Annotated in this window: 20 protein-coding genes and 2 tRNA genes; 3 read left to right on the forward strand and 19 right to left on the reverse strand. The window is 63.9% G+C overall.

The genetic code is table 11. From position 1 onward, the window contains the following. Nucleotides 1-141: 141 nt before the first annotated feature. Nucleotides 142-618 (forward strand): hypothetical protein, encoded by a 477-nt coding sequence (locus FFS09_RS16960; RefSeq protein ID WP_212745118.1) that lies wholly within the window; start codon nt 142-144, stop codon nt 616-618. A 29-nt stretch (nt 619-647) separates the two neighbouring features. Here FFS09_RS16960 and FFS09_RS16965 read toward each other — a convergent pair whose 3' ends face one another. From FFS09_RS16965 to FFS09_RS17050, 18 genes are all read right to left on the reverse strand, one after another. Next, nucleotides 648-1,142: a hypothetical protein gene (locus FFS09_RS16965; protein ID WP_137920082.1), complete on the reverse strand. Its 495-nt coding sequence runs from the start codon at nt 1,140-1,142 to the stop codon at nt 648-650. After that, nucleotides 1,139-1,849 carry a hypothetical protein gene (locus FFS09_RS16970; protein ID WP_137920083.1) on the reverse strand — a complete coding sequence of 237 codons (711 nt, stop codon included), beginning with the start codon at nt 1,847-1,849 and terminating at the stop codon, nt 1,139-1,141. Before FFS09_RS16970 ends, FFS09_RS16965 begins: the two co-directional genes overlap by 4 nt. Nucleotides 1,850-1,869: 20 nt before the next feature. Beyond that, nucleotides 1,870-2,532, reverse strand: a complete 663-nt coding sequence (locus tag FFS09_RS16975; protein WP_137920084.1) for a hypothetical protein — start codon at nt 2,530-2,532, stop codon at nt 1,870-1,872. A gap of 221 nt (nt 2,533-2,753) precedes the next feature. Next, nucleotides 2,754-3,680 carry a hypothetical protein gene (locus FFS09_RS16980; RefSeq protein ID WP_137920085.1) on the reverse strand — a complete coding sequence of 309 codons (927 nt, stop codon included), beginning with the start codon at nt 3,678-3,680 and terminating at the stop codon, nt 2,754-2,756. Continuing rightward, nucleotides 3,677-4,045 (reverse strand): hypothetical protein, encoded by a 369-nt coding sequence (locus FFS09_RS16985; RefSeq protein WP_137920086.1) that lies wholly within the window; start codon nt 4,043-4,045, stop codon nt 3,677-3,679. Before FFS09_RS16985 ends, FFS09_RS16980 begins: the two co-directional genes overlap by 4 nt. A gap of 3 nt (nt 4,046-4,048) precedes the next feature. Further along, on the reverse strand, nt 4,049-4,378 hold the full coding sequence (locus FFS09_RS16990) for a hypothetical protein (RefSeq protein WP_137920087.1): 330 nt from the start codon (nt 4,376-4,378) through the stop codon (nt 4,049-4,051). An 8-nt stretch (nt 4,379-4,386) separates the two neighbouring features. Beyond that, on the reverse strand, nt 4,387-5,148 hold the full coding sequence (locus tag FFS09_RS16995) for a relaxase/mobilization nuclease domain-containing protein (protein ID WP_137920088.1): 762 nt from the start codon (nt 5,146-5,148) through the stop codon (nt 4,387-4,389). Nucleotides 5,149-5,408: 260 nt separating this feature from the next. Beyond that, complete coding sequence (locus tag FFS09_RS17000) at nt 5,409-5,963, reverse strand: hypothetical protein (protein WP_137920089.1); 555 nt, start codon at nt 5,961-5,963, stop codon at nt 5,409-5,411. A gap of 168 nt (nt 5,964-6,131) precedes the next feature. Continuing rightward, nucleotides 6,132-7,007 (reverse strand): hypothetical protein, encoded by an 876-nt coding sequence (locus FFS09_RS17005; protein WP_137920090.1) that lies wholly within the window; start codon nt 7,005-7,007, stop codon nt 6,132-6,134. Then, complete coding sequence (locus tag FFS09_RS17010) at nt 7,004-7,351, reverse strand: hypothetical protein (protein WP_137920091.1); 348 nt, start codon at nt 7,349-7,351, stop codon at nt 7,004-7,006. Before FFS09_RS17010 ends, FFS09_RS17005 begins: the two co-directional genes overlap by 4 nt. Before the next feature lie 991 nt (nt 7,352-8,342). Then, nucleotides 8,343-8,419 (reverse strand) — tRNA-Arg (locus tag FFS09_RS17015). A 60-nt stretch (nt 8,420-8,479) separates the two neighbouring features. Next, nucleotides 8,480-8,556 (reverse strand) — tRNA-Pro (locus tag FFS09_RS17020). A gap of 45 nt (nt 8,557-8,601) precedes the next feature. Continuing rightward, the gene (locus FFS09_RS17025; protein ID WP_137920092.1) at nt 8,602-9,306 is read right to left on the reverse strand and encodes a glutathione binding-like protein; all 705 of its coding nucleotides are present in this window, start codon (nt 9,304-9,306) and stop codon (nt 8,602-8,604) included. An 88-nt stretch (nt 9,307-9,394) separates the two neighbouring features. After that, the gene (locus FFS09_RS17030; RefSeq protein ID WP_137920093.1) at nt 9,395-10,654 is read right to left on the reverse strand and encodes an acyl-CoA dehydrogenase family protein; all 1,260 of its coding nucleotides are present in this window, start codon (nt 10,652-10,654) and stop codon (nt 9,395-9,397) included. A 36-nt stretch (nt 10,655-10,690) separates the two neighbouring features. Continuing rightward, a complete protein-coding gene (locus tag FFS09_RS17035; protein WP_137920094.1) occupies nt 10,691-11,779 on the reverse strand; it encodes a phosphotransferase in 1,089 nt (362 codons plus the stop codon). 64 nt (nt 11,780-11,843) lie between these two features. Continuing rightward, nucleotides 11,844-12,563, reverse strand: a complete 720-nt coding sequence (locus FFS09_RS17040) for a Crp/Fnr family transcriptional regulator (RefSeq protein WP_137920095.1) — start codon at nt 12,561-12,563, stop codon at nt 11,844-11,846. Between the two features lie 95 nt (nt 12,564-12,658). Next, the gene (locus FFS09_RS17045) at nt 12,659-13,438 is read right to left on the reverse strand and encodes an oxepin-CoA hydrolase, alternative type (RefSeq protein ID WP_137920096.1); all 780 of its coding nucleotides are present in this window, start codon (nt 13,436-13,438) and stop codon (nt 12,659-12,661) included. 31 nt (nt 13,439-13,469) lie between these two features. Continuing rightward, a complete protein-coding gene (locus tag FFS09_RS17050) occupies nt 13,470-14,990 on the reverse strand; it encodes a 3-hydroxyacyl-CoA dehydrogenase (RefSeq protein WP_137920097.1) in 1,521 nt (506 codons plus the stop codon). A 67-nt stretch (nt 14,991-15,057) separates the two neighbouring features. Between FFS09_RS17050 and FFS09_RS17055 the strand changes: the two genes are divergently transcribed. Continuing rightward, nucleotides 15,058-17,199 carry a type IV pilus assembly protein FimV gene (locus tag FFS09_RS17055; protein WP_502703738.1) on the forward strand — a complete coding sequence of 714 codons (2,142 nt, stop codon included), beginning with the start codon at nt 15,058-15,060 and terminating at the stop codon, nt 17,197-17,199. A gap of 9 nt (nt 17,200-17,208) precedes the next feature. Here FFS09_RS17055 and FFS09_RS17060 read toward each other — a convergent pair whose 3' ends face one another. Further along, nucleotides 17,209-18,105, reverse strand: a complete 897-nt coding sequence (locus FFS09_RS17060) for a LysR family transcriptional regulator (protein WP_171020076.1) — start codon at nt 18,103-18,105, stop codon at nt 17,209-17,211. Nucleotides 18,106-18,246: 141 nt separating this feature from the next. On the opposite strand from FFS09_RS17060, the gene FFS09_RS17065 reads away from it, so the two are divergent. Then, nucleotides 18,247-19,410 (forward strand): mandelate racemase/muconate lactonizing enzyme family protein, encoded by a 1,164-nt coding sequence (locus FFS09_RS17065; RefSeq protein WP_137920100.1) that lies wholly within the window; start codon nt 18,247-18,249, stop codon nt 19,408-19,410. Nucleotides 19,411-19,448: the final 38 nt, after the last annotated feature.

Raw genomic sequence — 19,448 nt, forward strand, 5'->3', positions numbered from 1 at the left:
CACACGTCCACCACCGGTATGCCGCCGTCGGCCATGCGCAGCGCATAGGCGATCTGCTCTTCGCTGAATCGAGACTTCTTCATCGCTTCTCCTTGCCCCTCTCGGGGCCTTGGAAAGCAACCGTACCTCTAGTTTTGAGCTGTGCAGATTTTTCGGAGGCACGTCACATTGATGCCGGTGGAGTGGACAAAAGACGTCTTGCCTTGGGCTCCTCCAGCCCTGACGGTGCTGGGCTGGTACCTCGTAAATAAGCAGAGCAACGCTCGGGAAGTTCGCAAGGAAATGCGGTCCGCGAGTGATCGTTGCAAGGCATTGGCCAGAGAGTCTGTGCTGCTTGGAATGCAGTATTGGGCGGGCGCAGAAGGCGTCGAAGCGTGGCAGGTCAAAGTTGTTCTTGACGAGCTCGACATTGAACTCTGCAGGTTTCCGGAGCGTCAAGGTCGCATGGAGTTGCTTGAAAAGCACGCGGATCTGTTAGACGCAATTACTGGTGATGACTTCGAAAGCTCCACACCAAAGGCCAGATCATCGGAAGATCCTGTCATGCGCAAGATGTCAAAAGCCCGACAACGGCTTCTCGTTGAGATCGAGCACCAGTTTGAAAAGCACTACTGTTGAATATGCACGGTGCTCGGTGTCCCCTCGCATCACAAGTCATCGCCGAACTGGGTCGCTCTCAATCGTGACAGCTCACGCTGCTTGGCATCAGCGGCCTCTTCTGGTGACTTGAACTCCTGGCCATTCCAGCGATAGACCTCGCGCAGCCGAAAAATTCCCCTGGTGCATGTTTCCGGGTCTTGGTCTGCCAGGACAATTGCATGCGCGCGCGTGGCCTCGAACTCTTCCAGCAACTGGGCATGGACCTCCTTGGGGTCTGCTTGAAGCGCCGTGGCCTTCGCCCAACCAGAACGATAAAACTCGCTCTCTGCCAGGCTGTAGATCCGGTCGCGCACTGCTTCATATCGAAGGAGGGGATTCTCTGGATCCACCTTCCGGAGCTCGGCGAGAGCACTGTTCCGGAGGCCAATGTCCCCGGCGTTGTAGCCCTGCTGGCGCTTCAGTTCCGTGTTTGCACGTGCCGTATTCGCTGCGTTTTCCATGGCCAGTGCGATGTTGTCGCCGACGAGGTACCCCTTGTTCATGACAGATCCTCCGAAGCCCCTGCCACTCGCCCAGGCTCCAAGGCCCTTGCGGCGGTGGCAGCAACGAACTCTCGATAGCGCTCATAGCTCTGTTTGCCTACCAGGCAGGTCCAGCCCATGCGTCCCTCGTACACGTCGTCCTTCCTTTTCAGCCGAAGAAGGATATCGGCGGTGCGTTGGCGTTCATTGAGTTTGGTTTGGTCTGCGCAAGGCCAGTCGACCGCGAGGCTGAAACCCTCCAATTGCACATGTGTGTACAGCCCCTGGCTATGCAGAAAATGTCCCAACGCGCGCGCACCATCTTGAGTCTTTTGTAGGGTCTGCAGCAGCGCAGTCTCGAGCACATGCGCCTGCTGATCGTCGCCCCATCGCGCATGGGCAAATGCGTTGATCTCGGCCAAGGCTTCTGCCTGGTGGTATTGGACGGTGTATGTATGGTAGGCCTTGGCCCACTTACATAGCTCACCCAGCTCGGCGGCGTGTCGGCGCAGCACTGACGCAGCCGCCCTGAGCGTTGCGCTGTCCTTCGGGTCCATGCCGCGTACCTGGCCGGCTGCCTTGCACAGCGTTGTGGCCGTGCGCTTGGCCGTGGCCGCTTCGTTCTTGATGTGGGCGTCCCCGTGACGCCGAGCTTCGAACTCGTACTCAATAATGAGCAACTGGCTGAGCTTGGTTTGGTATTTGAAGCCAGGAAGTAGGTCTGCCATGGTGTTCTCCTTTGATCGGATTAAAAGGGGCGAGCGGTGATGATCGAGAGCTGTTGCCGAAACGCGTAGACCCCCGACAGGAAGCCCTGGGCGTACTGATCGGGTGCGTCGTCGATCAACGCTTGAAGTTCATCGTGTGGACAAACAAAGGGATCCAACTCATCGATGCGCTGCCGGAAATTCGTGTCGGAGGTGATGGTGAAGCTTTTCATCTGCATGCCTTTCTGCCGCATCGCGGCATTGGTTTTGGCCGTGAGGCCGGGGTTAAAAATGCTGACCGGATTCCAAGATCCAGAGCCGGTCGTCTTTGTCTTCTGGGCGCACACCGCTTTGTCGCAGTGCTGCCGTTTTCCTGAGTCCTTTCGCCGTTGTGACCAAAGGAGTCGGGCCGCTGCGCTGGGCAAGGGCAGGCGCGGAGGCCGCAGCCCCGCAGGGGACCGGGCGAGCACCTGGCGAAGCGAACCCTTGCCCAGCGCAGCGGCTCGGCTACGGTCACACGAAACGGCGAAGGGCTCGGGGAAAACGGCTGCCGCACGGAAGGCGCCGAGAAGAGGCCCGCGCGGCGAGCGCCCTCTGATGGCCGACAGGCCATCACTGGAAAATGCGGGCTTGCCCGCTGCGGCAGGGCCGCTGACTTTTAGCGGGGCGCGTAGCGTCGCGCTGTCGGCCTTTGGGGGCGGCAAGCGGAGTGCGCCGGGGGTGGGCGTAGCCGACCCCCTGGAGTCGCGCAAGGGATTGGAACCCGGCAGGGCCGAGACCGAAGGGCTCGGGGAGCGCCCAGCGCGACTAAAAGCCCGGTCCTGGCGAAGCCAGGATGTGCCCGCATGTACTATGTGCAATGCGCTATGTACATAGTACGCAGAACACCTCCCCACCACCCCAGCAGAAGCGTGATGGAGAGAGATCACCGGGTCACCCAAAGCCAGGCGCTCGACAGGAATGCGAAGGTGCTGAACGCCGTCAGCCACCTGAACAGCTGCAGATCTGCGCGTAGCGACCGCACGGCCTGCTGCCGTTGCGCCTCTGCGATGCGTGAGCGATCTGCCGTATCGGCGCGCTGCGCAGGCTCTGCGGCCATGGAGTCGGCCCAGACCCAGTAGCGGCGGCATATTTCTTCAGCTACCCCGAGCGCATCCAGATCGCTTGCCGCTAACTCTTCGGCATTCTCAAGCGCCCAGGAAAGTGCGCGTGGCAGCCATTTGCTCACCGACTCATCCGCCCAACACGGCGGCGGGTCTTGAAGGTCGTAGAAGCGCGTCTTGTTGAACCAGCTAGTGGCGGTATCTGTTCGCAGATCCGCCAGCTCGAGACGGAGAAACATGACAGTCTGAAGCCCCAGGAACGCAGCGTCGTGGTCGTGCACGAACGTCTCTTTGTCTTCGATGATTTGCTCGGCCTGATCGAGCAGGCAATGAGCCAGCTCGTGCAGGTAAACCGCGATCAACCTACATTTGCGGCCACGAAGAAGCTCTTCGCTGAGGGTGATCCGCCCCTCCGGGTTAGTTGTTCGTGATCCTGCTGACCAACCGACGAACAGGCCAGTGTCTTCGCGGAAAACGATCGGGCGCGGCTCTGCCCGAACGATGTGGAGAACCGGCGCCAAAACTTGATTCAGCTGCACGGCTGCGGCCATGTCCAGCGGCTGGACCGTATAGCCATTGACCCATACCGAACTGGCCCCCCCTGCGGGCCGCGCAGGCGCCTGCGCGGTCCCGGGCTCGCACCCCAGCCCTGCGGGCCGGGTCCCCAGTCGCCCGGTCCCACCGCCTTCGGCGGTGGCCAGGGGCCGCAGGGCGGGCCGGCTGGCCAGTGGAGAGGGGGCGATGATCATGCCAGCCCTCTCTTCTTGTCCTCGAGAGCTTGCCGCCGGCGCTCGAGCGCCGCCTGCTCTTCGGCCGTAAGCTCGCGGAGTACCAGGGGCTGCGGTGCTTCGGCTTCCGCCTGGGCGCGCACGTGCTCGCAGATCAAAACGAAGTCGGAAGGCCGGGCGAGGGCAGCCGCAACGGCCGCGCGATCTGCAGCGGCAAGGCTGGCCGCCAGCGCGACGGGGATGCCCTCATGATTCAGCTCATGGCGCTGGGCCTCGGTCAACCAGAAGGTGATCGTCGCGTGCGCTTCGCTCCCTTCCGGAAAGGGGTTCACATCGACTGCCTCGGCGAGCGGTGTGGTGAGCAGAAATGACAGGTCGTCTTCCATCGCTCAACCACCCTTTTGGCCGGGCGCTGAGGCCTCGGCCGTGCAAAAAAAATGTATGGGAATGTCGAACCCGAGTTCGTCCTCGAATCGAGGCAGCGAATGAAACGCGCCGCAGGTCGCCAAGCGGGTGTAGAACCGGCGTTTTGACGGGTCCTTGTTGTCGGACCAGTAGGTGATCCAACCCGCGTGGGAGCAGCGTACGCAGGGCTGGCGCGCCGCTTGTTCGGCGAGTTCTTCTCGCAGTTCGGAGACTGCGTGTAGCTGCAGGCCGTCGAGTGCCCGCAGTTCCATTTCGTCGAGCATCCTGGCAAGGCTTTTGTTGATGGTTGTCATGGTGGTTTTCAGCCGCGCAGCCGCGGCAGGACTGGTTGAGAAACATGTGTCTGATGAGCACGCTGAGCGTGCTCGGCGGCCTGGTGTTGGGCGTGCTGCACCAGGCGGTTCTGGTTGAGCAGTGCTTGTACTTTCGGAAGGCTGAACGAGCGGTCAATGGATGTGCCAGCCAGCCACTCGGTCACGCCTGACCGGCGCAGCAGCAAGCCCTTTGGCTCTCCATTCGGGTGGGTGGCCACCCGCAGCTCCAAGCCCTCGGCGGCCATGCGCTGGCGCACTTGGTCAAGGTCCACGGCGCCAGCCAGCGCGGCGCGCACGTGCGCCGCATCGATGTGAATCAGTGGGGTACCGCGTCGGCGCGCGCGCCGGCTCGCAGATACCTGGCGGTCGCTGGTTGAAGGCGTCGGCGCCTCGCGCTCGATTTCAATGTGCTCCAGACCAACCTTGGATTCGGCCCGGCGCAGCGCCTGGCGCCAGCCGTAGAAATTGTGGCTGTCTGACAGGACCATGCCATTAGGTTGGGATCGGCTGAAAAGGAGATGGATGTGCTGATTCTTTGTGTTCGTGTGCAGCGTTGAAACGTATTGAACATCTTGTGCCCCAATTTCCCCAAGAAATTGCTGGCCTAGTTCGCGCCATTGCAAATCAGTAAGATCATGATTTGCCGGCCGGGAGATTGAAACATGGCAAAATAAGTTCTTGATGCCAGGGTGTCGCAATTGATCTAGATGCCATTCCTCTGCTCGATCTTTCCAATTGAGAGAAAGCATGTTTGTGTCAATTGGCCGCGCCCCTGGAGACTTCTCGGCATATTGATCGGCGGCAAGTCCGCCCTTATGGATCTTCAAAATGGTGGCGGGAGATTTGCCTTTGGATCGCCATGCGCTCTGATTCTTTGAGGCTCGCCCGCTGCTTCTATTGCGTTTTGACGATGACCGTTTTAGCTGGGCAGCGACTTGCTTTCCCCCGCCCGAATTGCGCTTTCGCAATCGGGCGGCCAGTGCCTCGCTTTCCAGTTGATGGCGAGACCTCACTTGAGCTGCTCCGCAGCCTTCAGCAGGTTTGTAATGACCGGATGCCACTCGGCAGGAGCTACTTGCCGGTGGTCCTGATTCAGGCGCCTGGCGAGAGCATTGGCGGCCGCTGCTGCGCCGGAGAGTGCTGCCAGATAGCGGGCGGCGCCTTCGGCCGGCAGCAGACCTTTCTTGGTGTCGAGGCCCAGGGCGCGGAACTGGACCTGCAGGCGCTCCAGCGGCGCGTCTGTGCCGGCCAGGCGAGCGAGCGGCTCGCCCAAGGCTAGGGCGTGCGTGTGGAGCTGGGCAAGATTCGAGATCGACGCCTGGAGTGTCGTGAGCAGCTGGGCAGCGGCTTCGCCGAGCTCTGCCGGCGCTGGCGGCGCCGGCGCGGGCAGCGACACTTTGCCCGGCGTCATGAGGGCCTCGGTCAGAAGTTGACGGGCCAGCTCGCCTGGCCTGATTCGAGATGCGAACGCCACGTCGCGTAGGCGTTCGTAGACCAAAGATCTGAGGCGCACGGTGAACTGCCGCAAGTCAGCATCGTTATCAGGTTGATCGTGATCGGTCATGGTGGAGAGAGGAATGGGTTCGGTGCTTTGCATCTCAGCCACCGGCTGAGTGCGGTCCAGGGCCTCGCCCTGGCAGGCGCCCGTGAGGTCGCGACTCGAAGAGTCGGCGAACCCACGGGCATAGCCTGCTGTCTCTGTCTAGAGTAGGTTTTTTTGAGGGCACGCGGATCACGGCGATGTCCCGGCACGTTCACGCAATTGACGCGTTCGACGTGGAGGGATCCCTTTTTTCTTCCGCCAGTTATCCATGTCGAGCGGAGGCTTCGTGCCGGTAGTGGGTGACGTAGGGGCGAGGTCTGCCAAGCGTGCCAGGTGCGCAGCGCGCGAACGGCGCGCCTCGGCAACCTGAGGGGCATGCTCAAGCACAAGGCTCCCCGCCAGATGCAGGCCTACAAGCCGCCGTACCCAAGCCGCCGGCTTGGCGACGGCGCGTCCTGACCGCAAGGTGCCTTGCAACTCATCCAGGACTTCCTGCTGCGTCCCTGAGTCGATGCGGGCTGCCCGCATGATCTGCATGCACGCGGCTTGATCGGCCTCTCCCAGTCCCCCCGGAAAAATCAGATCACCACCACCCGGCGGCCGTGCCGCCTTGGCCTGTGGTGGTGGTTGTTTTTGTTCTTCTTGTGTTGTTTCACTTGTTCTTGTTAAGTAGCTGGCTTGGCCGCCGTCGGTTGAGCCGGCGGCGGGTGAACCGGCGGCGGAAAACCCGCCCACGGTGGCAGAGTCGCTGCCTACCAATTGAGGACTTGGGTCGAACTCATATTCGAGGTACGCAAAAACACCACCCGCCTTCGTTTTTTGGTTCACCTGGAGATAACCAAACTGTTTCAGTTGCCTCCTCGCGGCCAAATCTGCGTCTTTGCCAATTGCGAGAACTTTTCGCATGTGATTAACCCTAAGCTCCCAATTGCTTGACTGCACACAGAACCACACTGCAATAACGCGAGCTGTTGTTGAAAGTCTGCTATCTTCAATCAGTGACTGCGGCACAATTCCGTATGGCAGTTCGCTTCGCCGAACTCGAATGGGTTTGTCATCGCTCACGAAAATTCCTCCCTGGCGGTCAGGGCGATTCTGATCAGATTCGAGTCAACGTTTTCGCAAATTGGAAGCCAGCCAGGATTTAGCCTTTTCTTCTTTTGCAGCAGTTGATTTGATAGCAATGGCTTGCAATTTTGATCCAGCCATTGATCGCATTGAATAACCTTGACCATCAAGGCTCCGGTGTTTTGATCGCGATATATCCAGTTTTTATACTTGGTCCGCCAGTGGGTCCGAATGGTCCTTTCGGCTAGCGGAATTAGGGACTCAACGCCCCGGTAAATGACGTCCTGTGGAAGATCACCAGTCGAAACCGGATGAAATTGATGAGACTCAAATAGGTTCATTTCAAGCCTGCCTCAGTCTTGCGTGGCCGGCCGCGACCACGCCGGGGCGCTTGAGAAACCGTCTCGTGCACCGCCGGAGCGGCGCACCGGCCTTCTTTCTCGGTCATCCAACGTTGCACTGTGGCCACCTGCCAAATGCGTGGTTTCGTATGCGCAACCGCGGGCGGTAGGCGCTCTGGCGACTCACTCATCTGCCGCCGAACCGTGGCAGCTGACCGTTTCAGGATCGACGCCAAGCCCTCACGGTCCACCGTGAGGGAATCAAATACTGTGTGATTCACGTTTCTTCTCCAGCCCCTGCCGCAGGCTGGGCTGCGGGCAGGAGTGCTAACCATGACCCGGCCGAACAATGGCCGGGGCTGCGTTCAGGTCAGCTCAAGAAACGCGGTGGGCGCAGGTCTGCCCAGACGCGCCAGGGCAGGGGCGCGCAAGGCGCGGTGAGGGAGAGAAGGAGGGCGCGCTCAGCGCGCCTGGCTGGCGCCAGGAACGCCAGCAACGAACCCAGGCAGCAGACCAGCATGCCCGATAAGGCGACCGCGAGGCCACCAAGACAGATCCAAGCCAGGGCGGCATCAAGCCAACCACCTGCCGCCGGCTGAAGGTCAAACGCGGCCAAGCCGGCCAGGATTGTGGCCAAGCAGCCACCTGCCAAGACCACCACGAGAAACAGCGCCATCCGGCCGGACACGGCCCGGCGGTGTTGTGCTTCTGCGTGTGAGGTGGTTGCCACTTGCATGCCGCCGAGTATGCATACAAGAGCGTTGCGTGTCAACGTAAGTTGTTGATTTATAAACGTATTTTGCCGATGTATGCATCCGAAAACTGCGTTTTTTGATCGGGGACAGTACGGGGACGTTCGCGCAGTGCTGTTGCATGTGCATTGCGGTGGCTTGGGGACACTGCGGGGACACTGAGATTGGAAAATGCCCCTAAATCAACCGTTCAAGTTAGTGGGTTGTAACTTGTAACTATATGATTTAATTGGATATTTTGGTCTGCCCGGAGGGACTCGAACCCCCGACCTGCTGCTTAGAAGGCAGCTGCTCTATCCGGTTGAGCTACGGGCAGACAGGGTGACAGGTGATACAAAAAAGGCCCACACTGTGGGCCTTTTTGTTTCTGAAGAAATGGTCGGAGCGGCGGGATTCGAACTCGCGACCCTCTGCTCCCAAAGCAGATGCGCTACCAGGCTGCGCTACGCTCCGACTAAGCCGCGAATTCTACCTGCGAAAACGGGGCGTTTTGGCCGGTCAGCGTTTTTCGTACTGCGTTTTGCCAAAAAGAATGTCGCGCGCTTTGTCATCGGTGAGGGGTTTGCGCGCGTCGGCGAGCACGGCCACGCCGCGTTGCACGGCCGGGCGCGCGGCAATGGTGTCGAACCAGACCTTCAGGCGCGGGTAGTCCGCCCAGTCGATGCCCTGGTTCTGCCAGCTGCGCAGCCAGGGAAAAATCGCGATGTCGGCAATGCTGTACTGATTGCCCGCAATGAACTTCTGCTCCGCCAACTGACGGTCCATCACGCCATAGAGCCGCTTGGCTTCGTTGCTGTAGCGGTTGACGGCGTAGTCGATCTTCTCGGGTGCGTACATACGGAAGTGGTGCGCCTGGCCCAGCATGGGGCCCACGCCGCCCATCTGGAACATCAGCCATTCCAGGACCTTGAACCGCGCGCGGTCGGACTTGGGCAGGAACTTGCCGGTCTTGCTGGCGAGGTAGAGCAGGATGGCGCCGGACTCGAACAGGCTGATGGGCTTGCCATCCGGGCCGTGCGGGTCGACGAGGGCCGGGATCTTGTTGTTCGGGCTGATCTTGAGAAACCCCGGCTCGAACTGGTCGCCCTTGCCGATGTTCACCGCGTGCACCTGCCAGTCGCGGCCGAGCCGCAGGCCACATTCCTCCAGCATGATGTGGACCTTGTGGCCATTGGGCGTGGGCCAGGAGTAAACGTCGATCATGAAACGGGCCTTTCTTTCCGAGAGTGCGTTGAGAAGCGACGCACTCTACGGGAAACAAAAAGGCCGTACCGCCGCAGGGGCGGGTCGATCAGCCGCCGCGCGTGATCGGCATCTCCACCTCGGTCTTCACGAGCATGTGCTTGGCCAGTTCCAGTTTGGCAATGGCGGCGCGGTGCACTTCGTCGGGGCCGTCGGCAAAGCGCAAGGTGCGTTGCACGGCGTAGGCGTAGGCGAGCGGGAAATCGTCGCTCACACCGCCGCCGCCGTGGGCCTGGATCGCCATGTCGATGATGTCGCAGGCCATGTTGGGCGCGATCACCTTGATCATCGCGATCTCGGCCTTGGCCACCTTGTTGCCCACCGTGTCCATCATGTACGCGGCCTTGAGCGTGAGCAGGCGTGCCATCTCGATGCGGCAGCGCGCGTCGGCAATGCGTTCGTGCCACACCGATTGTGCGGAGATGGGTTTGCCGAACGCGATGCGGCTGTTGAGCCGCTTGCACATCAGCTCCAGCGCGCGCTCGGCGATGCCGATGGAGCGCATGCAGTGGTGGATGCGGCCCGGGCCCAGGCGGCCTTGTGCGATCTCGAAGCCACGGCCTTCGCCCAGCAGGATGTTGCTCACCGGCACGCGCACGTTCTTGAGCAGCACTTCCATGTGGCCGTGCGGCGCGTCGTCGTAGCCGAACACCGAGAGCGCCCGCACCACGGTGATGCCCGGGGTGTTGGCCGGCACGATGACCATGGACTGCTGCGAGTGGCGCGGTGCATCGGGGTTGGTCTTGCCCATGAGGATGTAGACCGCGCAGCGCGGGTCGCCCGCGCCGGAGGACCACCACTTGCGGCCGTTGATGACGTAGTGGTCGCCATCGCGTTCGATGGTGCACTGGATGTTGGTGGCATCGCTGGAGGCCACGTCCGGCTCGGTCATCAGGAAGGCCGAGCGGATTTCACCGCGCAGCAGCGGCTCCAGCCATCGGTCCTTGAGTTCTTCGCTGGCGTAGCGCTCGAAGGTTTCCATGTTGCCGGTGTCGGGCGCGGAGCAGTTGAAGACCTCGGCGGCAAACGGCACGCGGCCCATGATCTCGCACAGCGTGGCGTATTCGAGGTTGGACAGGCCTTGTGGCGCGCGCGGGCTGCGCGGCAGGAACAGGTTCCACAGCCCGGCCTTTTGCGCCTTGGGCTTGAGTTCTTCGATGATGGCCGTGGGAATCCAGGCATTGCCCTTGGCGCGGTTGGCCGCGATTTCCTCGAAGAAGCGCGCTTCGTTCGGGTAGATGTGTTCGTCCATGAACGCGAGCAGTTGCTCGCGCATGTGCTTGACCTTGTCGGTGTAGTCGAAGTTCATCGTGGCTCCAGTGGGTGATGCGGTGACGGGCGGCGTTCAGCGGGCGGCGCTGGCGAATGTCCAGGCCATCTCGGCCAGCGGGCGGGCGCCCGCGCCCGAGGCCTTCGCCTGGGCGCTGGAGGCGGTACCGGTCTCCACGCGCTTGGCAATGCCTTGCAGAATCGCCGCGAGGCGGAACATGTTGTAGGCGAGGTAGAAGTTCCAGTCGGCCTTGAGTTGCTCGGGCCGGGCGATGCCGGTGCGTTCGCAGTAGCGCGCGATGTAGTCGGCCTCGGAGGGAATGCCCAGCGCGGGCAGGTCCAGCCCCTGGATGCCGCGGAACATGCCGGGCGGGATGTGCCACGACATGCAGTGGTAGCTGAAGTCTGCCAGCGGATGGCCCAGCGTGGAGAGCTCCCAGTCGAGCACGGCGAGCACGCGCGGCTCTGCCGGGTGGAACATCAGGTTGTCGAGCCGGTAGTCGCCATGTACCACCGACACCATGGATTCGTCGCGCGCCATGGCAGGGATGTTCTGCGGCAGCCATTCCATGAGCTTGTCCATCTCGGGAATGGGCTGGGTAATGGAGGCCTGGTATTGCTTGCTCCAGCGGCCGATCTGGCGCTCGAAATAGTTGCCCGGTTTGCCGTAGCCTTCCAGGCCGATCTCCAGTGGTTTGACGGTGTGCAGCGCGGCGATGACGCGGTTCATTTCGTCGTAGATGGCGCCGCGCTGCGCGGGCGTCATGCCGGGCAGCGACTGTTCCCAGAGCACGCGGCCATCGACGCACTCCATCACGTAGAACGCGCGGCCGATCACCGACTCGTCTTCGCACAGCACATGCATCTGCGCCACCGGCACGCCGGTGCCGTGCAGCGCGCTCATCACGCGGAACTCGCGCTCGATGGCGTGCGCCGAGGGCAGCAGTTTGGCCACCGGCCCGGGCTTGGCGCGCATCACGTAGGCGCGCGTCGGGGTGATGAGTTTGTAGGTCGGGTTGGACTGGCCGCCCTTGAACATCTCCACCGTGAGCGGGCCGGAAAAGCCCGGCAGGCGGGGCTGCAGCCAGCGTTCGAGCGCGGGCACGTCAAAGGTGTGCTGGCCGGAGACGGGGCGGGTGCCCTCGAAGTTCTGTGTGTCGCTCATGCAGCGGGGCTCGAGGCCGGTTGGGGTTGAGGGGCCCGAACCTGCCGCTGCGACACCGCTGCGTTCAGGTTTCGGCTTCGGCGATGCGCATGAGCGCTTCGCGGCTTCGCACGACCAGGCCACCCTGCTCGATGCGGATCGCGTTCTCGCGCTCCATCGATTTGAGTTCCTGGTTCACGCGCTGGCGCGATGCGCCCAGCAATTGCGCCAGTTCTTCCTGCGCCAGCTGCAGGCCGATACGCATCTCGCTGCCATCGGACAGGCAGGGCACGCCGTAGCTGCGCACCAGGTGCAGCAACTGCTTGGCCAGGCGCGCGCGCAGGGGCAGGGTGTTGAGATCTTCCACCAGGCCGAAGAGGGTGCGCAGGCGCCGCGCCTGCAGGCGCATCAGGGCTTCGTACAGCTCGACGTGCGTGGCCAGGATCTTCTGGAAATCGGTGCGTGCCACGCACAGCATGGTGGTCGCGCCATGCGCATAGGCATCGTGCGTGCGCTGGTCGCCGTCGAACATCGCGATGTCGCCAAACCACACGCCGGGCTCGACGTAGGTCAGCGTGATCTGCTTGCCCGAGAGCGACGTGGAGCTCACGCGCACCGCCCCACGCGCCACGGCCGACCATTCGGTGGCCGGATCGCCGCGCGCGACGATCAGCTCGCCGTCTTTGAAACGCTTGACGTGGGCGCATCGGAGTATGTCGTGACGCAGGGAAGGAGAGAGGGTGTTGAACCAGCGACCACCATTGATCGCCTCGCGTTCTTCCATTGTCAGAATCGGTTCGTCCATGGGCTGTCTTTTGAGTGACTGGAAAAGGATTCATTGTCGCCACTGGGACGTGGCGCAAGGATCAGGGTATGCGCGCAGAGCAGCGCCGCGCGATGTCAGCGGTAGTTGGCGGGCCGCTTTTCCAGGAAGGCCGCGATGCCTTCGCCCGCGTTGGCGTGGTGCAGGTTGCGCACGAAATGGTCGCGCTCGGCATCGAGCTGCACGTGCAGTGGCGCGCTGGACGCGTCGTTGGTGAGTTCCTTGATGCTGGCCAGCGCATTGGGCGCGCGCGCGTTGAGACGCTCGCACAGGGCCAACGCATCGGCAAGCGCGTTGCCCGCGTCGCTGACCTGGGTGATCACGCCCAACTGCAGCAGCCGCTCCGCGCTGATGCGCTCACCGGCGAGCAGCAACTGCATCGCGGTGGCGCGCGGCACCGCGCGCACCAGGCTCCAGGTGGCGCCGCCGTCGGGTGAGAGGCCCACGCTGCTGTACGACATGGCGAACACGCTGTTCTGCGCGGCCACGATCAGGTCGCAGGCCAGTGCCAATGAGAAGCCCGCGCCGGCGCACGCGCCTTCGACCGCGGCCACGACCGGTTTCGAAAACGTGTGGATGGTCTCGATCCAGTTGCCCAGGCCTTCAACGCTTTGCGCCTGCACCTCGGGTGGCAGTTGCCGGTTGCCCAGCAGCCGCTGCAGGTTGCCGCCGGCACAGAAGTGCGCGCCCTCGCCGGTGATGACCACGCTGCGCACCTCGGGGCTGCTCTCGGCCGCGTTGAGCGCTTCCACACCGGCGGCGTACATGTCAGGGCCAAGTGCGTTGCGGTGCTCGGGGTTGCTGATGGTCAGCACCATGGTCTGACCATGGCTGTGGCTTTTGAGGCTGGCGGTCATGCGGTGCGTGTTCCGTTCGTGTGGATGGCGATCACGATTCTTCGTGCGTCAGGCTCAGGCCCAGCGCCCCGCGGCGGCGCAGCCAGGGCGAGGGACGGTAACGCGGATCGCCATAGACCGTTTGCAGGTTGAACAGGATCTCCAGCACATTGGTGGGTCCGATGCGGTCGCCCATGGCCAGCGGGCCCATGGGGTAGCCCAGGCCGAGTGTGACGGCCACGTCGAGGTCGGCGGGCGTGCACACGCCTTGCTGGCACATGTCGGACGCGATGTTGACAATGGTGGCGACCACGCGCTGCGTGACGAAGCCGCCGCTGTCGCGCACCACGCTCACGGCCTTGCCGTCGCTGGCGAAGAGGGCGTGCGCGGCGTCGCGCATGTCGGGCCGCGTGGCGGGGTTGGTGGCGAGCACGCGGCGGCGCGTGGCGGCGTCGTCCAGCATCATGTCGATGCCCACGGTGCGCGTGGCGTCGAGCCGTTCGACGGCGGCCAGGGTGGTCACGTCCATGCCCAGCGGGGCGACGAGGATGAGCGCCGCGTCCGACGGCGCGGCGGCGGTTTCAATGCGGGCGCCCAGGTTCTTGAGCAACTGGTACAGCTCGGCGCGGCGCGCGGCCTTGGGCGACACCCACACCGGAGGCAGTTCTTTCACCATCGGCGTGGCGGGTTCGGCGGGCACCTGGGCCACGCCCTTGTCGTAGGTGTAGAAGCCTTCGCCGACCTTCTTGCCGACCACTCCGCCGGCCAGGCGCTGCGCGGTGATCACGCTCGGGCGGTAACGCGGCTCTTCGAAGTACTGGTGGTAGATCGAGGTCATCACCGGGTGCGACACGTCCAGCGCGGTCAGGTCGAAGAGCTCGAACGGGCCGAGCTTGAAGCCCATCTGGTCCTTGAGGATGCGGTCGATGGTGGCGAAGTCGGCCACGCGTTCCCCCACCACGCGCAGCGCCTCGGTGCCATAGCCCCGGCCCGCGTGGTTCACGATGAAGCCGGGCGTGTCCTGCGCCGACACTGGCGTGTGGCCGAACTGGCGCGTGTAGTCGGTCAGGCGCTGGCACACGGCGGCGCTGGTCTTGAGGCCGGCGATGACTTCCACCACCTTCATCAGCGGCACCGGGTTGAAGAAGTGGTAACCCGCGAGCTGGCCCGGGCGCTGGAGGGCCGCGCCGATGGACGTCACCGAGAGCGACGAGGTGTTGGTGGCCAGCACCGCGTCCGGCTGGACGATGCCTTCGAGATCGGCGAACAACTTCTGCTTGACGTCCAGCCGCTCGACCACGGCCTCCACCACGAGGTCGCATGGCGCCAGATCGGTCAACGCCGTGGCCACGCGCAGGCGGGCCAGGCAGTCCTGCATGCGGCTGGCTTCCATGCGGTTCTTACCCACCAGGGTATTCCAGGTGGATTCCAGTGCGGTGCGCGCGGCTTCGGCGGCGCCGGCCTGCACGTCAAAAAGCCACACTTCGCTGCCGGCCTGGGCCGCCATCTGGGCGATGCCACGGCCCATGGCGCCGGTACCAACGATGCCTGCACGGGGAAAAATGGGGTGCATAAGAAAACAGTTGTAGTTTGAAGGGGAAGCTTCGGGAGCTATGACAGAATGCCCGGACGAAAAAAGCATGAGGACATTCAACGTGCGCCAGATCTGGACAGGCTGTATTTTGCTATCAACTGTGCTGAGCAGTTCGGCAGTTACTCTGGGGAGACACAGTGGGGGCGCCATCCTCGGGCAGCCGCTCGACGTTCGCGTTCAGGTCATGCTCGCGCCGGGCGAAGACATTGCCAACCAGTGTCTCAATGCCGATGTGCACTACGGTGATGTGCAATTGTCGCGGTCTGTCGTGCGCCTCACGCCACAGAAAACGGCCCCCGATGCGCAAGCCTCGGTGCGCATCCAGTCGTCGCAGGCGATCAACGAACCCTTCGTCACGCTGTATGTGCGGGCAGGGTGCGACACGGCTTTCACCCGGCGCTATGTCCTGCTGGCCGATCCGCTGACCGAGCCGCTGCCGTCACCGGGCGCGCGCGCATCCACGCCCTCGGTGGTGCTCCCGGCGGTGCCGAGCGTGGAGTCGCCCACCGCGGCAGCGCCCGGCGCCTCGGGTGCTGCCGGCGCGGGCAGCACCGCACCGTCTTCTTCCGCCCGTGCGGCCACGCGGACTGTGCCGCGCGATCGCCAGGCGACGGCCTCGGCGAGCGCGCCGCGCGCACCCAGCGTGGTGCGCCGTCCCACGGCCCCGGTGGTCGCGGCCACCCCGCGTCTTCAACTGGACCCGATCGATCTGAGCCTGAACATCGAGCGCGATCCGGTGCTCAAACTCTCTCCCTTGCTGTTGAGCGAGCCCGGCACGTCGGAAGAGGCGCGGGCCGCCGCCGGGCTGCTGTGGAAAGCGGTCAATGCGTCGCCCGAAGAAGTGTTGCAAGACGCCCGCAAGCTGGTCGCGCTGAACGCCGAAGCCGCTCAATTGCGCGATGCCCAGACCCAGGCGCAGGCGCGCCTGGCCGAGCTCAACGCACAGGTGGCGCAGGCGCGGGACCAGCGCTACCGCAATTGGCTGGTCTACCTGCTGGGCGGGCTCCTGCTGCTGTCGCTGTTGGCGCTGCTGGTGGTGTGGCGCCGCCGTCCGGCGGTGGACGCGTCGAGTGCCTCGCGCGCCTGGTGGTCGCCAGAGGAGGCCGAGAAAGCGGAAAAGGCCGCTGTGGCCCAGGGCGGCCCTGCTGCGGGTCTGCGCAAGGGGAAAGCCCCCAAACGCGCCGAGCACCGCTTCGATCCCGACCCGGACTCGTCGCTGGACAGCCTGCCGGGTGCGGACGAGCAGGACGACGACATGGCCGAAACCGTGCGCGCGGGTGTGCAGGTGCCGCCGCCTCCAGCGCGCGATCGGCGCGATTTCTCGGCCAGCGCCCTGGGGGTGTCGCGTTCGGTGGCGGCCGAAGAGTTGTTCGATGTGCAGCAACAGGCCGACTTCTTCGTGTCGCTCGGTGAAGACGAGCGGGCCATCCAGGTGCTGCGCAACCACCTGGCCGAAAGCCACGAGCCCAGCCCGCTGGCGTACCTGGACCTGTTCAAGCTGTACCACCGCCTGGATCGCCGCGAGGACTACGACGCGCTGCGCGACGAGTTCAACCATGTGTTCAATGCGGGCGCGCCACCGTTCAACCACTATTCGGCCGAGGGCCGCGGCCTGGAAGCCTATGAAACGGCCTTCAGCCGCATCCAGACGCTGTGGCCGCAGCCGCGTGTGCTGGACCTGATCGAAGGCTCGATCTTCCGCGACGCCGACGACGATCAGGTGGAGGTGTTTGACCTCGAGGCATACCGTGAGCTGCTGCTGCATGCCATCGCCAAGGACCTGATCCAGCGCGACGACCCTGCCGCCGTCGCCGCGCGGCAGCCCGAGTTCCGCCACACCCGCATGCGGCCCCTCAAGGCCGAAGGCCGGCTGCTCGGCGACCCGAGCGACGCGGCCGGTGGCCGCAACACGGAGCCGATGCCACTGCCCTTGGACCGGATGCAACCAGTGTCATCGCACGTGGGGCTGGACATCAACCTGGACGAACTGTTCGACGATGCGTCCGCCTTCGAGGCCTCGCTGCCGGAGGTGAGCCCGCCTGTTGAGCCTGCGGTTCGGTATGTCCGCAGGGACGCGGACATCGAGGGGAACCTGATGGATTTCGAGATCGTGGATTTCATGCCGCCCGACGATGAGGTGCCGGACGCCTTGGACGAGCAGAACCGGGCGCGAAAAGACCGCTCCTGAAAGAGCGGCTCAGTGCCGCGACAAGCTCTCGCGCGCACTGGCCGCCGCTTCCAGCACCAGCTGGCGGAACGCCATCAGCGTGGGGTCGTTGACGGCCTGCGGATCGGACACCAGCAGCACGGCGGTGCTCGGCAAGGCGGGCGCCACGCGCAGCACGCTCACCAAACCCATGCCTTCGTAGAGGCGCGCCACGGATTCGGGTAGCAAGGACAGCAAGTCCGTTGACGTCACCAGCGCCGCGCTGGTGTCCAGGCTGCCGGTTTCCACAAAAGGCTGAATGAGGGGCATGCCTTGCTCCTGACAGAAACGGTCCAGCACGTTTCGGGAGGTGGTGTGCGCGGCGGTCAGGGCCCAGCGGTGTTGCAGCAGGCTGCGCAGCGGCACCTGTCGGCGCTTGGCGAGCGGATGCCGGGCCGAGGCGACGACCAGCGGGCGTTCGTCGTACAGCCGCTCCGCGACCAGTTGCCGGCCAATGGCGTCTTCGCCGCCCACATGGCGCATGACGGCGAAGTCCAGGCCCGCGCGCTGGATGGCCGTGTGCAATGCGGCTGAGGCGCCTTCGATCACCTGCAGCTTGTAGTGCGCTTGTTGGGACAACCGGTTGACGATGTGCGGCATCAGCGTGCGCATGGAGCGGGGAATGCAGCCCACGCGCACCACCACGGCTTCGGACTGCGCCGCGAGGTCCATGCGTTCGATGCTGCGCACCAGGAAGCGCGCCTGCGCCACCAGGGCCTGGCCTTTGTCCGTCAACACGCTGCCGGCGGCGGTGCGCTCGAACAGCCTGGCGCCGAAGCTCGACTCGATGTCGGCCAGCACCTTCGACACCGCGGGCTGGCTGATGTCCAGCTGCTGGGCTGCCTTGTGGATCGAGCCGCTGTCGGCGATCGTGACAAGGACTTCCATGTGGCGACGCTGAAAGCGCATGGAGATAACTTTCAATTATTGGTGGATGCGATAAACCTATTATTTACGTTATCTGTGCGAATCGCTAGAGTGCGCTCAGCAGTGCCGCCCCGGCCTGCATGAACCGATGGAGACCTCGCCGTGAAAATCGTGAAAGTGGAATGCCTGCCCGTGCACCCGGGTTGGCGCAAGAACCTGGTGTTTGTGCGCGTGGAAACCAGCGACGGGGTTGTCGGCTGGGGCGAGGCCTACAGCCAGTACGACCGCGATGGCGCCATCGCGTCGCAGGTCGAATCGCTCGGCCAGTACCTGGTGGGCCGCGAAGCCTGGAACATCCGCCACTTCCTGCAGATCGCGTACGACGACTACGCGCAGCGCCGCTCCTCGCTGGAGTTCTGGTGTGCCGTCTCCGGCCTGGAGCAGGCGCTGTGGGACATCGCGGGCAAGGTCGCGCAGCAGCCGGTCTACAACCTGCTGGGCGGCACGTGCCGCCAGCGCATCCGCGTGTATGCCAACGGCTGGAGCTACAAGATGTCCTCGCCGGCCGACTTCGCGGCAGCCGCCGAGAAGGTGGTGAAGCAGGGCTTTGATGCGCTGAAGTTCGACCCGCTGCCACGGCCCTGGCGCACCCATGTGCCACGCGAGCACATCCGCCATGCGGCGGCCGTCGTGAAGGCGGTGCGCGATGCCGTGGGGCCGAAGGTGGACCTGTTGCTCGACATCCACCGGCGCCTGTCGCCCTCGGCCGCCATCGAGCTGTCCAAGGCCGTGCAGGAGTTCGACATCTACTGGTTCGAGGAGCCTTGCCCGAGCGAGAATCTGGAGGCCCTGGGCGAGGTGCGCCGCGCCACCGACATTCCGGTGGTGAGTGGCGAGGCGCTCTACGGGCGTGCCGATTTCCGCCGTCTGCTGGGTGCGCGCTGCGTGGACATCATCAACCCCGATGTGTCGAACTGCGGCGGCATTCTGGAGCTGAGCCACATCGCGGCGGCGGCGGAAACCGAGCTGGTCGCGGTCTCGCCGCACAACTACAACTCCACGACGCTCTCGCTCTCGGCCACGGTGCATGCGGCCGCCTGCATGCCCAATTTCATCATCACCGAGTACTTCCTGCCCTACGAGTCGTTCGGCAGCGTCGTCGCGCGCAACCCGCTGGTGCCGAAGAACGGCTACATCGACTTGCCGACGGGGCCGGGCCTGGGCCTGGAGATCGCCGAAGAAGTGGTGCGCGCGCATCCCGGCAAGTCCTACACGCCGCGCAGTTTCCGCGCCAGCGAAGACGCGGTGGTGGCGGGCGTCGAGTAGTCCAAGCCCGGTATTTCAAAACATCCATTGGAGACACG

Origin of the sequence: Hydrogenophaga sp. 2FB (assembly GCF_005503365.1) — a bacterium.
Lineage (GTDB): Bacteria > Pseudomonadota > Gammaproteobacteria > Burkholderiales > Burkholderiaceae_C > Hydrogenophaga.

Bases quoted from the DNA above. Each gene is read 5' to 3' on its own strand.
- FFS09_RS16965 (WP_137920082.1), bottom strand. From the start codon at position 1,142: ATGAACAAGGGGTACCTCGTCGGCGACAACATCGCACTGGCCATGGAA.
- FFS09_RS16970 (WP_137920083.1), bottom strand. From the start codon at position 1,849: ATGGCAGACCTACTTCCTGGCTTCAAATACCAAACCAAGCTCAGCCAG.
- FFS09_RS16980 (WP_137920085.1), bottom strand. From the start codon at position 3,680: ATGATCATCGCCCCCTCTCCACTGGCCAGCCGGCCCGCCCTGCGGCCC.
- FFS09_RS16985 (WP_137920086.1), bottom strand. From the start codon at position 4,045: ATGGAAGACGACCTGTCATTTCTGCTCACCACACCGCTCGCCGAGGCA.
- FFS09_RS16990 (WP_137920087.1), bottom strand. From the start codon at position 4,378: ATGACAACCATCAACAAAAGCCTTGCCAGGATGCTCGACGAAATGGAA.
- FFS09_RS16995 (WP_137920088.1), bottom strand. From the start codon at position 5,148: ATGCTTTCTCTCAATTGGAAAGATCGAGCAGAGGAATGGCATCTAGAT.
- FFS09_RS17000 (WP_137920089.1), bottom strand. From the start codon at position 5,963: ATGACCGATCACGATCAACCTGATAACGATGCTGACTTGCGGCAGTTC.
- FFS09_RS17010 (WP_137920091.1), bottom strand. From the start codon at position 7,351: ATGAACCTATTTGAGTCTCATCAATTTCATCCGGTTTCGACTGGTGAT.
- FFS09_RS17025 (WP_137920092.1), bottom strand. From the start codon at position 9,306: ATGATCGACGTTTACTCCTGGCCCACGCCCAATGGCCACAAGGTCCAC.
- FFS09_RS17030 (WP_137920093.1), bottom strand. From the start codon at position 10,654: ATGAACTTCGACTACACCGACAAGGTCAAGCACATGCGCGAGCAACTG.
- FFS09_RS17035 (WP_137920094.1), bottom strand. From the start codon at position 11,779: ATGAGCGACACACAGAACTTCGAGGGCACCCGCCCCGTCTCCGGCCAG.
- FFS09_RS17040 (WP_137920095.1), bottom strand. From the start codon at position 12,563: ATGGACGAACCGATTCTGACAATGGAAGAACGCGAGGCGATCAATGGT.
- FFS09_RS17045 (WP_137920096.1), bottom strand. From the start codon at position 13,438: ATGACCGCCAGCCTCAAAAGCCACAGCCATGGTCAGACCATGGTGCTG.
- FFS09_RS17050 (WP_137920097.1), bottom strand. From the start codon at position 14,990: ATGCACCCCATTTTTCCCCGTGCAGGCATCGTTGGTACCGGCGCCATG.
- FFS09_RS17055 (WP_502703738.1), top strand. From the start codon at position 15,058: ATGAGGACATTCAACGTGCGCCAGATCTGGACAGGCTGTATTTTGCTA.
- FFS09_RS17060 (WP_171020076.1), bottom strand. From the start codon at position 18,105: ATGGAAGTCCTTGTCACGATCGCCGACAGCGGCTCGATCCACAAGGCA.